The sequence below is a fragment of the Burkholderia sp. BCC1993 genome, from assembly GCF_905339865.1.
GTDB lineage: Bacteria > Pseudomonadota > Gammaproteobacteria > Burkholderiales > Burkholderiaceae > Burkholderia.
Window position 1 is genome coordinate 292,629 of record NZ_CAJPGZ010000008.1, and the last position, 13,396, is coordinate 306,024.

The following is a 13,396-nucleotide window of genomic DNA, read 5'->3' on the forward strand; positions in this document are numbered from 1 at the left end:
TCACGCATTTCGATGCTAAAAATTGCCGAATCTCCGATTTCTCTTACCCGAAGTCATTCCGTCGCCGAGGCGTTCGAGCGTGTCCTGATCATCTATTCAGTTGCAACTTGAAACCTCATGGCCTACGCTCCACAATGGTTTCAACATGAAACCACTATCCCCGACCATATGAAGGAGCGCCCGATGATTTCGTCCGATGCCACGTTCGACGGCACCTTTCCATTCGCCCCGCACTTCAGCGATGCACCCGGTTTCCGGATGCACTACGTGGATGAAGGCCCGCGCGACGGCGAAACCGTTCTGTGCCTGCATGGCGAACCCACCTGGGGTTACCTGTTCCGCCACCTGATCGCGGCACTGAGCCCGACACACCGCACCGTCGTGCCCGACCACATGGGATTCGGCAAAAGCGCGACGCCGCAGGATCGCAGCTACGGGTTGCAGGACCATATCGACAACCTGGAGCGCTTCGTTCTCGCGCTCGACCTCGAGCGCGTGACGCTCGTGATGCACGACTTCGGCGGCCCGGTCGGCATGGGGCTCGCCGCGCGGCACCCGGACCGGATCCGGCGCATCGTATCGGCGAACGGGCCGACGCCGTTCGGTCAGCCCGACCTCGTCGAGCGCCTGACCGCGAACGGTCGCGACGCGCCGTGGTTCCAGTGGATCGTGCGCGCGGCAACGGACGGCTCGCTCGAAACTGTGCTCGGCCAGCTCGGCCTCAATATCCTGAGCACGCTGAAGCTGAACGGCTTCGAGAATCACGCGATCATCACCGATACATGGATTGCCGCGTACGGCGCACCGTTCGCGCGTCCGGCCGATTGTCTGGGCGCAATCGGATGGGCGCGCGGATTTGCCGACGGCACGCATCGATTCGAGGAGCCCGATGCGGCAGCGATACGCGCGATACGCGACAAGCCCGCGCTCGCGATCTGGGGGGACGCCGACCGAACCCTCGGCGCCGAACACTTCCTGCCGCTGTTCGCTGCGCTGTTTCCGTCGGCGCCCGTCGAGCGGCTAGCCGGCGTCGGGCACTATTGCTTCGAGGATGCGCCCGATGCGGTGACCGACCGGATCGCCGGATTCATCCGCGCCACCGGCTGAGCGCGTTGCACCGCACGCCCGAGCCCTCCGACGCGGCTGCCCGGCCGGGACCGGAATGCATGCCAGCCGCGGAACCGCATGCGCGCCGCTTTCGCGCACGCGCACGCGTCACTCACCCGATAGTCGACATCACCGAATAATCCGCGTGACCCCGCGCCCACGCGGATCGGCCATCGCCTCCGGCGTCCTGCCGTCGATCTTGATCACCTGGATGTCGCCGCTGAAGTCCTGCCCCTTCAGCGTGTAGCCGCGTGCCTCGATCTGCTTCGCGAGTTCGCCTTCGATCGGGTGGTACGGCTCCCAGAAAATCGTGTTCGGCGGCAGCAGCTGATGGTGGAAACGCATCGCGCCGACGGCCTCCTTCAACGGCATCCTGAAGTCGTAGATGTTGTTGATCACCTGGAAGATCGACGTGAAGATCCGCGAGCCGCCCGGCGTGCCGATCACGAGCGACACCTTGCCGTCCTTCGTCATGATCGTCGGCGACATCGACGACAGCGGACGCTTCTTCGGCTCGATCGCGTTCGCGTCGCTGCCGACCACGCCGAACATGTTCGCGACGCCCGGCTTCGCGGAGAAGTCGTCCATCTCGTCGTTCAGCACGATCCCGGTGCCGTCGGCGATCACCCCCGAACCGAAATAGCCGTTGATCGTGTACGTGTTCGACACCGCGTTGCCCCACTTGTCGACGACCGAGAAGTGCGTCGTCTCCGCCTTCTCCGGCATCGACGTGCCGAGGCCCGGCTGCACGCTCTTCGTGTCCGACGGTTCCTTCGGATTGACCTCCGCCGCGCGCTTCGCGATGTACGCGTCGTCGGTCAGCTGCGCGATCGGCACCTTGTAGAAGTCGGGGTCACCGAGGTATTGCGCGCGATCCGCAAACACGCGCTTCTCGATTTCGGCGACGAGGTGGATGTATTGCGGCGAGTTGAGCTTCACGCCCTCGAAGTCCTGCTTGAGGTCCGCCTTCATCTTCAGCAGCTGCACGAGGCCGATGCCGCCCGAGCTCGGCGGCGGCGCGGTGATCACGTCGTAGCCGTTCCACTTCGCCTGCACCGGCTGGCGCCACACCGCGCGGTATTGCGCGAGATCCTCGGTGGTAATCAGCCCGTTGCCGTCGCCCGTCTTCATCGACGCGGAGATCAGCTCGGCCGTCTTGCCCTTGTAGAACCCTTCCGCTCCGCCATCCGCAATGCGCGTGAGCACCGCCGCGAGATCGGGCTGCTTGAAGTTCGTGCCGGCCTTCATCGACGCGAAGTACTTGTCGAAATTGGTCTTGCCGCCGAACTCCTTCGACGCGTCGACGCCGCGCTGCGCCAGCTGCTCGTCGACGACGAAGCCGTCGCGCGCATAGTGGATCGCCGGCGCGAGCACCTGCTTCCACTTCAGCTTGCCGAAACGCTTCTGCGCTTCCCACATGCCGGCGACCGTACCCGGCACGCCGGCCGCGCGCGGACCGTACAGACTCATGCCCTTGACGACGTTGCCGTCCTTGTCGAGATACATGTCCTTCGTCGCGGCGAGCGGCGCGCGCTCGCGATAGTCGATGAAATACGGCTTGCCGTCCTTGTAGATCGTCATGAAGCCGCCGCCGCCGATGTTGCCGGCTTCCGGGTACGTGACGGCGAGCGTGAACGCGATCGCGACGGCCGCGTCGATCGCGTTGCCGCCTTCCTTGAAGATCCGCTCCGCGGCGTCCGCGCTGTACTTGTCGGCCACCGCGACCGCCGAGCTCGTCAGGACCGCCGGCTGCGGCCCTTTCGCATAGGCCGGCGCGTTCGGCAGGAAGCCGATGCCGGCCACCGTCGCGAGCATGACGGCGGATGATTTGAAGCGATTCAGCATAGTCATTGCATGTCCCCCATGTAGGTTTCCGGCGGGCTGGAAATAGCCCCTGATCCGCTTATAGCCGCTGACGCACGGTCAGCCATATGCCGGTTTCGTAGCGAATCGGGGAATGCGGCCGGAAGATCCGCCACACACTACGAATTGCCACGCATCGTGTGCGGTCGGTCACACGGCGGAGCAAAAAATGGGCCGGCGGTCAGTCGAAATGGCATGCGGCGGATTCGCAGCGCACCGCGCAATCGGAGATTCACGGCACACGCCGCTTGCGCGGCTCCGGCACATGTAAAAAAATGCGATCGAACCGCCCGCTGAGCAGGCCGATCTGAGAAGATAGCGCCCCGCTTTCGAGCCCGATCGTTCGCGCTCGTCCGCTGCCGCTTCACGCTTCTTCGTCTCGTTTCCTATGGCATCACACAATGCGCATCACGCGTCCGGCTTCGCGGCCGGTGTCGCCGCCGCCGTCCTCGTCGCGCAAACCGGCGCGACCGGCCCCTGGCATGCGGGCCTGCTCGCCGCGTTCGCGGCCGGCGTCGTGGGCGGCACCGCGCCCGACTGGCTCGAAGTCGCGTGGTGGACCCGCAAGCGCCGCTTGTGGATCACGCACCGCACCATCACGCACTGGGGCATCGGCTGGATCGCGCTGCTTGCGCTGGGCTGGCACGGGCTCACGCATCATCCGCATCCGCTGTGGGCCGCGCCGCTGTTCGGTTTCGCGTGCGGCGGCGTGATGCACCTGCTCGCCGACTGGCCGAATCCGCTCGGCGTGCCGTGGATCTGGCGGCGCCATTCGCTGAACCTGTGGAACAGCGGACATTGCGACCTGATCGTCGTGGCCGCCGCCTGGGGCGGCACGCTGTGGCTCGCGCAATCGCTGTGGACGCACGCGCCGTTCCTCGAACACTGGCTCGGCTGGCTGCATCGCGTGTAGTGGCACGTCGTCGCGCATAGTCGCGCGGAGTCGCGTGTCGATGCATGTCGTCGCGGCTCGTGCTCCGCACCCGCCCGGCGCACGTCGAACCCGACTTCCTTCTCTCCCCGATCCGGCACCCGTGAACGGCGGGTATCGTTCCGCACGCCTGTTGAAACGCCGGCGCCGCGCCTCATCTGAATCACCGGCGCGCGCGTCCCCCCCGCGCGCGGTGCCCGGCACGCGCGCGCGACGTCTGGCACACTGACGATTCGCGCGCGGCCGCCCGCGCGCTCGCACCCCATTTCAACGCTCCGATGGACGTCACAGCCACCCGCCCCGCCCACGCGCTCGACGTGTTCCACCCGGCCGTCGCCGCGTGGTTCCGCCGCACGTTTGCCGCGCCGACCGGCGCGCAGGCGCTCGCATGGCCGCACATCAAGGCCGGCCGGTCGACGCTCGTCGCCGCACCGACCGGCTCCGGCAAGACGCTCACCGCGTTCCTGTGCGCGCTCGACGACCTCGTGCGCGATGCGCTCGCGCACGACGGCGCGCTGCCCGACGCGACGCTCGTCGTCTATGTGTCGCCGCTGAAGGCGCTGTCGAACGACATCCACGTGAACCTCGACGCGCCGCTCGCCGGCATCGCCGACTCGCTCGCGCAGCTCGGCCTGCCAGTGCCGGCGATCCGCACCGCCGTGCGCACCGGCGACACCACGCAGGCCGAACGCGCGGCGCTGCGCAAGCGCGCGCCGCACATCCTCGTGACGACGCCCGAATCGCTGTACGTGCTGCTGTCGTCCACGTCGGGCCGGCAAATGCTGTCGAACGTGCGTTCGGTGATCGTCGACGAGATTCACGCGCTCGCGTCGTCCAAGCGCGGCAGCCACCTCGCGTTGTCGCTCGAACGCCTCGACGCGTTGACGGGCCGCGCGTTGCCGCGCATCGGGTTGTCGGCCACGCAGAAACCGATCGACGCGGTCGCGCGCTTCCTGGTCGGCGGCCCGGCCGATGCGCCGCGCGACTGCACGATCGTCGACACCGGTCACACGCGCGAACGCGACCTCGCGCTCGAACTGCCGAACGTGCCGCTCGAGCCGGTGATGGCGACCGACGTGTGGGAACAGGTGTACGACCGGATCGCCGCGCTCGCGGCCGCGCATCGCACGACGCTCGTGTTCGTGAACACGCGGCGCACCGCGGAGCGCATGGCGCGCCATCTCGCCGACCGTCTCGGCAAGGACGCGATCGCCGCCCACCACGGCAGTCTCGCGAAGGAACATCGGTTCGACGCCGAACAGCGGCTCAAGCGCGGCGAGCTGAAGCTGCTCGTCGCGACCGCGTCGCTCGAACTCGGCATCGACATCGGCGACGTCGATCTCGTGTGCCAGGTCGGTTCGCCGCGCGGGATCGCACCGTTCCTGCAGCGCGTCGGCCGCTCGGGGCACCATGTCGGCGGCGTGCCGAAGGGCCGCCTGTTCCCGCTGTCGCGCGACGAGCTGGTCGAATGCGCGGCGCTGCTCGATTGCGTGCAACGCGGCGAGCTCGACGCGTTGCGGATTCCCGAGGCACCGCTCGACGTGCTCGCGCAGCAGATCGTCGCCGAAGTCGCCTGCGCGGAATGGCAGGAGGACGCGCTGTACGCGAGCTTCACGCGCGCGGCGCCGTACGCACGCCTGTCGCGCGAACGCTTCGACGACGTGATGAAGATGCTCGCCGAAGGCTTCACGAGCCGCCGCGGCGTGCGCGGTGCGTACCTGCATCGCGACGTGGTCGGCGGCACGGTGCGCGGGCGCCGCAACGCGATGATGACCGCGACGACGTCGGGCGGCACGATTCCCGACATGGCCGACTACGCGGTGCTGCTCGAACCGCAGGGCATCCAGGTCGGCACCGTCAACGAGGATTTCGCGATCGAGAGCCTCGCGGGCGACGTGTTCCAGCTCGGCAATCAGTCGTACCGGATCATTCGCGTGGAAACCGGCCGTGTGCGCGTCGAGGACGCGCAAGGCCAGTCGCCGAGCATTCCGTTCTGGCTCGGCGAGGGGCTCGGGCGCAGCGACGAGCTGTCGGCGGCGGTCGGCCGGCTGCGCGCGCGGCTCGACGGGCTGTTCGCCGAAGGCGATCGACACACGGCGGGCGCCGAACCGAAGCGCGCAGGCGGCGATACGGCCAGCAAGACGGGCACGCGCGGCAAAACCAGGAAGGCGGCCGAAGCCGACACCGTGACCGATTCGCGAAGCGATCCCGCCGGCACCGCGATCGCCCCGCCCGCAAGCCGCCTCGCGCCGGCGCTGCGCTGGCTCGTCGACGATCTCCGCCTGTCGCCCGATGCGGCCCGCCAGATCGCCGACTACCTCGCGCGCACGCGCGCGGCGCTCGGTGCCCTGCCGACGCAGGACACGCTCGTGATGGAGCGCTTCTTCGACGAATCGGGCGGCACGCAGCTGGTGATCCATTCGCCGTTCGGCAGCCGCATCAACCGCGCGTGGGGGCTCGCGCTGCGCAAGCGCTTCTGCCGCAGCTTCAATTTCGAGCTGCAGGCCGCCGCGACCGACGACGCGATCATTCTTTCGCTGTCGCTCGCGCACAGCTTCGCGCTCGACGAAGTGTGGCGCTACCTGCGCTCGGCGAGCGCCGAGCACGTGCTGGTCCAGGCGCTGCTCGACGCGCCGATGTTCGGCGTGCGCTGGCGCTGGAACGCGACGACCGCGCTCGCGCTGCCGCGCTTCACCGGCGGCCGGGGCACCGCGCCGCAACTGCAGCGGATGAAGAGCGACGACCTGCTCGCGACCGTGTTCCCCGACCAGGTCGCGTGCGTCGAGAACATCGTCGGCGAACGCGAGATCCCGCACCATCCGCTCGTCGACCAGACGCTCGACGATTGCCTGCACGACGCGATGGATACCGACGGCTGGCTCGCGCTGCTGCGCCGGATCGAAAGCGGCGCGATCGAACTGATCGCGCGCGACCTGCCCGCGCCGTCGCCGCTCGCGGCCGAGATCCTGAACGCGAAGCCCTATGCGTTCCTCGACGACGCGCCGCTCGAGGAGCGCCGCACGCAGGCCGTGCAGTCGCGCCGCTGGAGCGATCCCGAATCGGCCGACGATCTCGGCGCGCTCGACGCCGATGCAATCGATGCGGTGCGCGACGAAGCGTGGCCGCTCGTACGCGATGCCGATGAAATGCACGACGCCCTGCTCACGCTCGCGTGCGTCGCCGACGGCGAAGCGCACGCGCACGAAGGCTGGCCCGAACGGCTCGCGGAACTGGCCGAGCGCCGTCGTGCGACGCAACTCGTCACGCCGGACGGCGCCGTGCTGTGGGTGCCGGTCGAACGGCTGGTCTGCGTGCGCGCGCTGCATCCCGACGCACGCGTCGCGCCCGCGCTGAAGGTGCCGGCCGCGTGCGCGCAACCATGGGAAGCCGATGCCGCGCTCGTCGACGTGATCCGCGCGCGGCTCACCGGCTTCGGGCCATCGACGCTCGACGCCATCGCGCAGCCGCTCGGCCTGCCGTCCGCGGCGATCGCGACCGCGCTCGCCGCACTGGAGCGCGAAGGCTACGTGATGCATGGCCGCTTCACGCCGGGCGCCACGACCGACGAATGGTGCGAACGCCACCTGCTCGCGCGCATTCATCGCTACACGGTGAAGCGGCTGCGCCGCGAGATCGAACCGGTCGAGCGCGCCGATTTCATGCGCTTCCTGTTCCACTGGCAGCACCTGACGCCCGACACACGCGGCACGGGCCGCGACGCGCTCGCGGCCGTCGTCGAGCAGCTCGAAGGCTACGAAGCCGCGGCGAGCGCATGGGAAGACGCGCTGCTACCCGCGCGCCTGACCGACTACACGGCCGGCGGCCTCGACGAGCTGTGCCGCTCGGGCAAACTCGTGTGGACCCGCATCGGCGCGCCGGCGCGCGCGGCCGGCACGCCCGTGAAAACGACGCCGGTCGTGCTGCTGCCGCGCCGCCACCTCGGCGCATGGCAGGTGCTGCGCGATCCGGACGCGCAGCCGGCGCTATCGGCGCGTGCGACGCAGGTGCGCGATGCACTTGCCGCACACGGCGCGATGTTCTTCGACGCGCTGCTCGACGAACTGCACATGCTGCCGGTCGAACTCGAGCAGGCGCTCGGCGAACTCGTGTCGGCCGGCCTCGTGAATGCGGACAGCTTCGCCGGGTTGCGCGCGCTGTTGAAGCCCGCGGTCAAGCGCAGCGCGACCTATGCGCCGCGCACGCGGCGCGGTGGCGCACTGATCGGCGGGATGGACGACGCCGGCCGCTGGGCGCTCGTGCAGCGCATGTCGGCGCCGGACGATGCGCCAACCCCGGCACCGAAGCGCGGTGCGCCCGCGACCGATCCCGATGCGCTCGAACACATCGCCTGGACGCTGCTGCGCCGCTATGGCGTGGTGTTCTGGCGGCTGCTCGAACGCGAAGCCGACTGGCTGCCGAGCTGGCGCGAACTCGTGCGCGTGCTGCAACGTCTCGAAGCGCGCGGCGAGATTCGCGGCGGACGCTTCGTCGCGGGGCTCGCGGGCGAACAGTTCGCGCTGCCGGAAGCGATCCCGGTGCTGCGCGAGCTGCGTCGCCAACCGGGCGATGGCCAGTACGTGTGCGTGACGGGCGCCGATCCGCTGAACCTTGCCGGCACGCTGTTGCCTGGCGACAAGGTGCCCGCGCTGGCCGGCAATCGCGTGCTGTTCCGCGACGGCGTGCCGGTCGCGTCGCTCGTGGCGGGCACGTTCCATTACGCGCCCGAGCTGCCGCCCGCCGCGCGCGAGGATGCGCGCCTGCGGCTCGCACGGCGCCACTGACTCCTGACATCGGCTGACACACGGCACATCGCGGACTACTGAACGCCGCGCGGCAGCGCCGCGCACGTTCGGGTAGCATCGAACGATTCATTGCGCGCGCGAGCGCGCCCAGAACAAGCCTTCAGGAGACTGCCTTTCATGTCCTCGCATGCCGATTCGCCCGCCGTTCATCACGCGGGCTCGCTGACGATTTTCCAGGGCGCCGCGCTGTATATCGGCGCGGTGCTCGGCACCGGCGTCATTGCGCTGCCTGCGCTCGCGGCCGAGGTTGCAGGCCCTGCGTCGCTGCTGGCGTGGGCCGCGCTCGTCGTGCTGTCGGGGCCGCTTGCCGCCACCTTCGCCGCACTCGGCGCGCGCTATCCGGACGCGGGCGGCGTATCGACCTACGCGCGACGCGCATTCGGGCCGAAGGCCGCGGCAATCGTCGGCTGGTGTTTCTATTTCGCGGTGCCGGCCGGTGCGCCGGCCGCCGCGATGTTCGGCGGCGCGTACGTCGCCGCCGTCACGGGCGGCGGACACGTCACGGTGATCGTCACGGCTGCCGCGCTGATCGCCACGGTGTCGGCCGCGAATGCGTTCGGCGTCACGGTGTCGGGCCGCATGCAGCTCGTACTGTCGGCACTGCTCGTCACGCTGCTGCTGGCCGCCGTGCTCGCGTCCGCGCCGCATGCGAGCACGGTGAACCTGCATCCGTTCGCGCCGCATGGCTGGCTCGCGGTCGGCCAGGCTGCCGCACTGCTCGTGTGGAGCTTCGCGGGCTGGGAAGCAATCACGCACCTCGCGGCAGAGTTCCGCCGGCCCGCGCACGACATGCCGCGCTCGGCCGGTATCGCGGTCGTGGTCGTCGGCTTTCTGTATCTGTCGGTCGCGGCCGCGAGCGTAACGGTGCTCGGGCCGTCGGCCGGCGCGTCGGGTGCGCCGCTTGCTGAACTGATCGCGGGCGGCATCGGCGGTCACGCGCAGGTGCTGGCGGCCGCGGCCGCGCTGCTGCTCACGCTCGGCACGATGAATGCATATTTCGCGGGCGCGGCGAAGCTTGGCGCAGCGCTCGGGCGCGACGGCGCACTGCCTGTGTGGCTCGCACAAGGCAGCCAGGTCGGCGGCGTGCCGCGCCGAAGTCTTGGCGTGATCGCGGTGCTGGCCGTCGTCGCGCTGGCCGCGACGACGCTCTCGGACGTCGGGCCGAAGCCGCTCGTGCTCGTCACGTCCGGATGCTTCGTGATGGTATACGGACTCGGCGCGGCGGCTGCGCTGAAACTGCTGCCGCGCGGCAGCATCGCATATCGCTGCGCGTGGATTTCGCTGGTCGCCGTCGCCGGGCTGTTCCTGACGACGGGGTGGTTCATCTTGTGCCCGCTGCTGCTTGCGGGCGGTGCGCTGCTTTATCTGCGGATGGCCGGGCAACGCACGTGATCGCGTGCCGGCGCCCGTGTGCGGACGAGCATGCGTCCGCTCGCCGCGATGCGCCGGCCCACCGCGAACCGGCCGCGCACCGCTTCGCCGCGGGCGTCAGGCCGGCACCAGCTCGAAGCTGAGCCGCTTGCCGAGTGCGGTGGCCGCGCTCGCGAGCGTCGCGAGCGTGAGGCTCGTGTCGGTTTCGTCGAGCAGCCGGTTGAGCGCGGCGCGGCTGGTCTTCATCCGCGCGGCCATCGCGGTCTTCGTGATGTGCTGCGCCTTCATTTCCTGGCCGATCTGCCACGCGATCACGCGCTTGATCGCGGTGGCGGTGGCCGCTTCGAGATGGCCTTCCTCCCCGAGGAAGGTGTCGAAGTCGCTGCCGATATGCGGGTTGTTCGTGGTCGTCATGGGTACTCCAGTGCATGGCGTGGCCGGCCGGCACATCGCCGATCGCATGTGCCCGCGCAGCCGGGGGAATTCAGATGGCGCGCGTCAGCGCTTTCAGCCGCGCGACGGTCACGTCGAGATCGTCGGACGGCGTGGCCTGCGACTGCTTGAAGAACGCGTGCAGCAGCACCATCGTGTCGCCGACGACCGTGAACAGCACGCGCGCGCTTCGCTGCGGCAACATCACGCGGATTTCCCACAGATCCTGCGACATCTTCCGGACCAGCGGCATGCCGAGCGGCCAGCCGAGCTGAACGGTCTTGATCTCTTCGCCGATCACCCTGCGCTCGACCTGCCCGAGCGCCTTGAGCCATTCGCGCACCGGCTCGTGCCACGCGCGGTGCGGAAGAACCGCACGTCGAGCGTGGCCTGAATCTGCTGTCTCGCCATCGTCGTGTCATCGAGTGTATCAAAAACGGTACGATACGCCAAGCACGACGACACCCGCTACTGACCGAAAGGCTAACGAATGACGGTGAAGGAGCGGCAGCCGGACGTCATTCGCCCACGCCCTGCCCGGCGTCTCAACGCTGGCGGCGAGCCGGCTTGCGCGCGCCCCGGGGCGCGCGATGGGCGTGCGCATCGCCGAACCGCGCCTGCGCGATGTCGCGCACGGCGTCGATCAGCGTCCGGGCGACGGGAGACGGTTGCGCATCGGTGCGCAGCACGAGCCCGACCGGCTCGTCGGTGCCCGCGGACGGCAGCGGCAGCCGCGCGAGCGCGCCGGCCGACAAGTCGTATTCGGCCGCATAGAGCGGCACGAACCAGACCGCGTCGTTCTCGAGCGTGAGCGCACGCGCGACCGACACCGACAGCACCTCGATGAACGAATCCAGCGGCGGCGCGCCGCACGCGCCGAGCAGTTGCTCGGCCGACTGGCGGATCAGCGTGCCGAACGGCGGCAGCACGACCGGATAGCGCGCGAGCTCGGCGGCCGGCGCGGCACTTGCCAGCAATGGATGGCCGGCGCGCACGACCGCGACGAGCGGTTCGTTGTACAGCTGCTCGAACGCGAGCCCGATCATCCGTTCCGGCTCCGACAGGCGCCCGATCGCGCATTCGATCGCCCCCGCCTTCAGGCGCTCCAGCAGTTCGGTATTCGCAGCCGTCGCGATCCGCACCACGATGCGCGGCCAGCGTGCGGTCAGCGCCTTCATCAGCGCGGGCGCGAGCGATGCCGCAACCGTCGGCAGCATGCCGATTTCGAGCGTCGCCGCGGCCGCGCCGCCTTCGCGCGCAAGCAGCCCGACACCCTGCCGCAGCGCCAGCACGCACGCGTTCGCGTGCGGGATGAACAGCTGCGCTTCGCGGGTCGGCTGCGCCCCGTGCCGCCCGCGTTCGAACAACTTCACGCCGAGGATCGACTCCAGTTCGGCGATCGTCTTCGACACGGCCGGCTGCGTGATCGACAGGCTTTCGGCCGCCTTCTGCACGCCGCCCAACTGCGCGACCGCGAGAAAACACTGCAGGTGCCGGAATTTGACGCGGCCGTCGGCGATACGGTTATTCATAACGGGCGGTTATGTGAATGGTGATATCACGCCATTTTGCATAACTTTCCGGAAAGGCCCAAGCATTCGGCGCGGCGTCACGCATGACGCCGCAGCGCATGGAATCCGGTCGGCTCCCAGATCCGTTTCGCGATCAGCAGGGCCGTGCCGTGCTTCTGCCCGAGCGGCGCGGACGACGACTCGGCATGCAGCGCCGCCGCCTTGCTGCTGAGCCGCCGCAGCTCCTGTTCGAGCTCCGCCGCGGCCGCGTCCGTCAGCATCCCTTGCAGGAACGTCATCGTCTCGCCCGGGCCGTCGAAGCGGCTGCCGAGAAAATCGTCGAGCACGTGCGCATGGAAATACCGGCGGATCGGCCCGCCCGGCAGCCAGTCGAAATCGCGCGCGACGCGCACGCGAATCCGGTCGCCGGGCAGCAGCGCGATCACGTTCATCCGGTCGAGCATCAGCAGGTATTTCACGCACTCGGCCTGCGTCACGCGATAGGCCGCCACGATGTCCTGCACGGTCCAGTAGTTGATCGCACAGACGGCGACGAGCAGCAGCTTCTCGTCCGACACGAGCAGCCCCTCCTGCTGCTCGGTCAGCACGCGCAAGCGCGGCGCGGACGCCGACGCCTCCTGCACGAGCTCCGCGAGCGTGTAGCCGAGCAGCTGCGCGATCTCCGCGACACGCTCCAGCGTGAAGCGGCCGCTCGCGAACAGCCGCTTCACGCTCGTCTCGGACACCGAGAGCGCACGCGCGACGTCGCGGTAGGTCATTCCCTGCGCCTTCAGCTGGCGCTTCAGCGTTTCGATGAGTTGGGCGGTCTCGGTCATGTTGGTATCGAAAAATGATGCTCACGGTCGGATATTAGGCTACTCAAGCATCCATACAAGCACTTTTGGATACTTGTCTGCATAATCCGCTCCGTCCTGTCACTCACCGACGGAGCCGCTATGAGCACCCGAACCGACACCCCCGCCTTCGACCCGCATCACCCGGCGCCGCGCGATGCCCGCGACACGGATCGCACATTCTGCGCGAACTATGTGAGCGACGTGCTCGGCGCCGAGCGCGCCGCGACACCGGCTGCGCTGCTGCGCAGCGGCACGCTGTCGCTCGAATTCGACGGGATCGTATTCGATCCCGCCCGGCCATAACGACGAAGGACGAAGGACGAAGGACGGGCACGCTCGGGGAGACCGGATAACAACAACGACACATAAAAAAGCAGCGACGGGCTGGCTGGAGGGCCGTGCACGGAGTCGTCACCGACGACGCGAAGCCCGAATCGCTTTTTCCGCCGGACAGGCCGCCTGTCCGGCGGATTTTCATGGGCGTCGCCGAACATAACGAACGGTTATGCGATTCGCGAAAAA

Annotated in this window: 9 protein-coding genes and 1 pseudogene; 5 read left to right on the plus strand and 5 right to left on the minus strand. The window is 68.8% G+C overall.

What is annotated here, in order from left to right; translation table 11 throughout:
- The first annotated feature begins 183 nt into the window (after positions 1-183).
- Entirely contained in the window at positions 184-1,107 is a 924-nt protein-coding gene (locus tag U4Y91_RS15755) for an alpha/beta fold hydrolase (protein WP_321805793.1), read from the plus strand.
- A gap of 129 nt (positions 1,108-1,236) precedes the next feature.
- Here the strand turns inward: U4Y91_RS15755 and ggt are convergent, their stop codons facing one another.
- On the minus strand, positions 1,237-2,958 hold the full coding sequence (gene ggt / locus U4Y91_RS15760) for a gamma-glutamyltransferase (RefSeq protein ID WP_321805794.1): 1,722 nt from the start codon (positions 2,956-2,958) through the stop codon (positions 1,237-1,239).
- A gap of 400 nt (positions 2,959-3,358) precedes the next feature.
- Between ggt and U4Y91_RS15765 the strand changes: the two genes are divergently transcribed.
- The 3 genes from U4Y91_RS15765 to U4Y91_RS15775 all read left to right on the plus strand — a co-directional run bounded on the left by U4Y91_RS15765 (position 3,359) and on the right by U4Y91_RS15775 (position 10,095).
- Positions 3,359-3,883 (plus strand): metal-dependent hydrolase, encoded by a 525-nt coding sequence (locus tag U4Y91_RS15765; RefSeq protein WP_321805795.1) that lies wholly within the window; start codon positions 3,359-3,361, stop codon positions 3,881-3,883.
- A 296-nt stretch (positions 3,884-4,179) separates the two neighbouring features.
- A complete protein-coding gene (locus U4Y91_RS15770; protein ID WP_321805796.1) occupies positions 4,180-8,682 on the plus strand; it encodes a DEAD/DEAH box helicase in 4,503 nt (1,500 codons plus the stop codon).
- A 138-nt stretch (positions 8,683-8,820) separates the two neighbouring features.
- A complete protein-coding gene (locus tag U4Y91_RS15775) occupies positions 8,821-10,095 on the plus strand; it encodes an APC family permease (protein WP_321805797.1) in 1,275 nt (424 codons plus the stop codon).
- Between the two features lie 96 nt (positions 10,096-10,191).
- Here U4Y91_RS15775 and U4Y91_RS15780 read toward each other — a convergent pair whose 3' ends face one another.
- The 4 genes and pseudogenes from U4Y91_RS15780 to U4Y91_RS15795 all read right to left on the minus strand — a co-directional run bounded on the left by U4Y91_RS15780 (position 10,192) and on the right by U4Y91_RS15795 (position 12,853).
- Entirely contained in the window at positions 10,192-10,488 is a 297-nt protein-coding gene (locus U4Y91_RS15780; protein WP_257772436.1) for a helix-turn-helix domain-containing protein, read from the minus strand.
- A gap of 70 nt (positions 10,489-10,558) precedes the next feature.
- Positions 10,559-10,917, minus strand: a pseudogene (locus U4Y91_RS15785) (type II toxin-antitoxin system RelE/ParE family toxin).
- A 134-nt stretch (positions 10,918-11,051) separates the two neighbouring features.
- Positions 11,052-12,038, minus strand: a complete 987-nt coding sequence (pcaQ, locus tag U4Y91_RS15790) for a pca operon transcription factor PcaQ (RefSeq protein ID WP_321805798.1) — start codon at positions 12,036-12,038, stop codon at positions 11,052-11,054.
- 77 nt (positions 12,039-12,115) lie between these two features.
- On the minus strand, positions 12,116-12,853 hold the full coding sequence (locus U4Y91_RS15795) for a helix-turn-helix transcriptional regulator (protein ID WP_321805799.1): 738 nt from the start codon (positions 12,851-12,853) through the stop codon (positions 12,116-12,118).
- A 120-nt stretch (positions 12,854-12,973) separates the two neighbouring features.
- Here U4Y91_RS15795 and U4Y91_RS15800 point away from each other — a divergent pair, with 120 nt between their 5' ends.
- Positions 12,974-13,177 carry a hypothetical protein gene (locus U4Y91_RS15800; RefSeq protein ID WP_321805800.1) on the plus strand — a complete coding sequence of 68 codons (204 nt, stop codon included), beginning with the start codon at positions 12,974-12,976 and terminating at the stop codon, positions 13,175-13,177.
- The last annotated feature ends 219 nt before the right edge of the window (positions 13,178-13,396 follow it).

Excerpts from the sequence above, each read along its gene's own strand:
- ggt (WP_321805794.1), bottom strand. The coding sequence starts at position 2,958 with ATGACTATGCTGAATCGCTTCAAATCATCCGCCGTCATGCTCGCGACG.
- U4Y91_RS15770 (WP_321805796.1), top strand. The coding sequence starts at position 4,180 with ATGGACGTCACAGCCACCCGCCCCGCCCACGCGCTCGACGTGTTCCAC.
- U4Y91_RS15775 (WP_321805797.1), top strand. The coding sequence starts at position 8,821 with ATGTCCTCGCATGCCGATTCGCCCGCCGTTCATCACGCGGGCTCGCTG.
- pcaQ (WP_321805798.1), bottom strand. The coding sequence starts at position 12,038 with ATGAATAACCGTATCGCCGACGGCCGCGTCAAATTCCGGCACCTGCAG.
- U4Y91_RS15755 (WP_321805793.1), top strand. The coding sequence starts at position 184 with ATGATTTCGTCCGATGCCACGTTCGACGGCACCTTTCCATTCGCCCCG.
- U4Y91_RS15765 (WP_321805795.1), top strand. The coding sequence starts at position 3,359 with ATGGCATCACACAATGCGCATCACGCGTCCGGCTTCGCGGCCGGTGTC.
- U4Y91_RS15780 (WP_257772436.1), bottom strand. The coding sequence starts at position 10,488 with ATGACGACCACGAACAACCCGCATATCGGCAGCGACTTCGACACCTTC.
- U4Y91_RS15800 (WP_321805800.1), top strand. The coding sequence starts at position 12,974 with ATGAGCACCCGAACCGACACCCCCGCCTTCGACCCGCATCACCCGGCG.
- U4Y91_RS15795 (WP_321805799.1), bottom strand. The coding sequence starts at position 12,853 with ATGACCGAGACCGCCCAACTCATCGAAACGCTGAAGCGCCAGCTGAAG.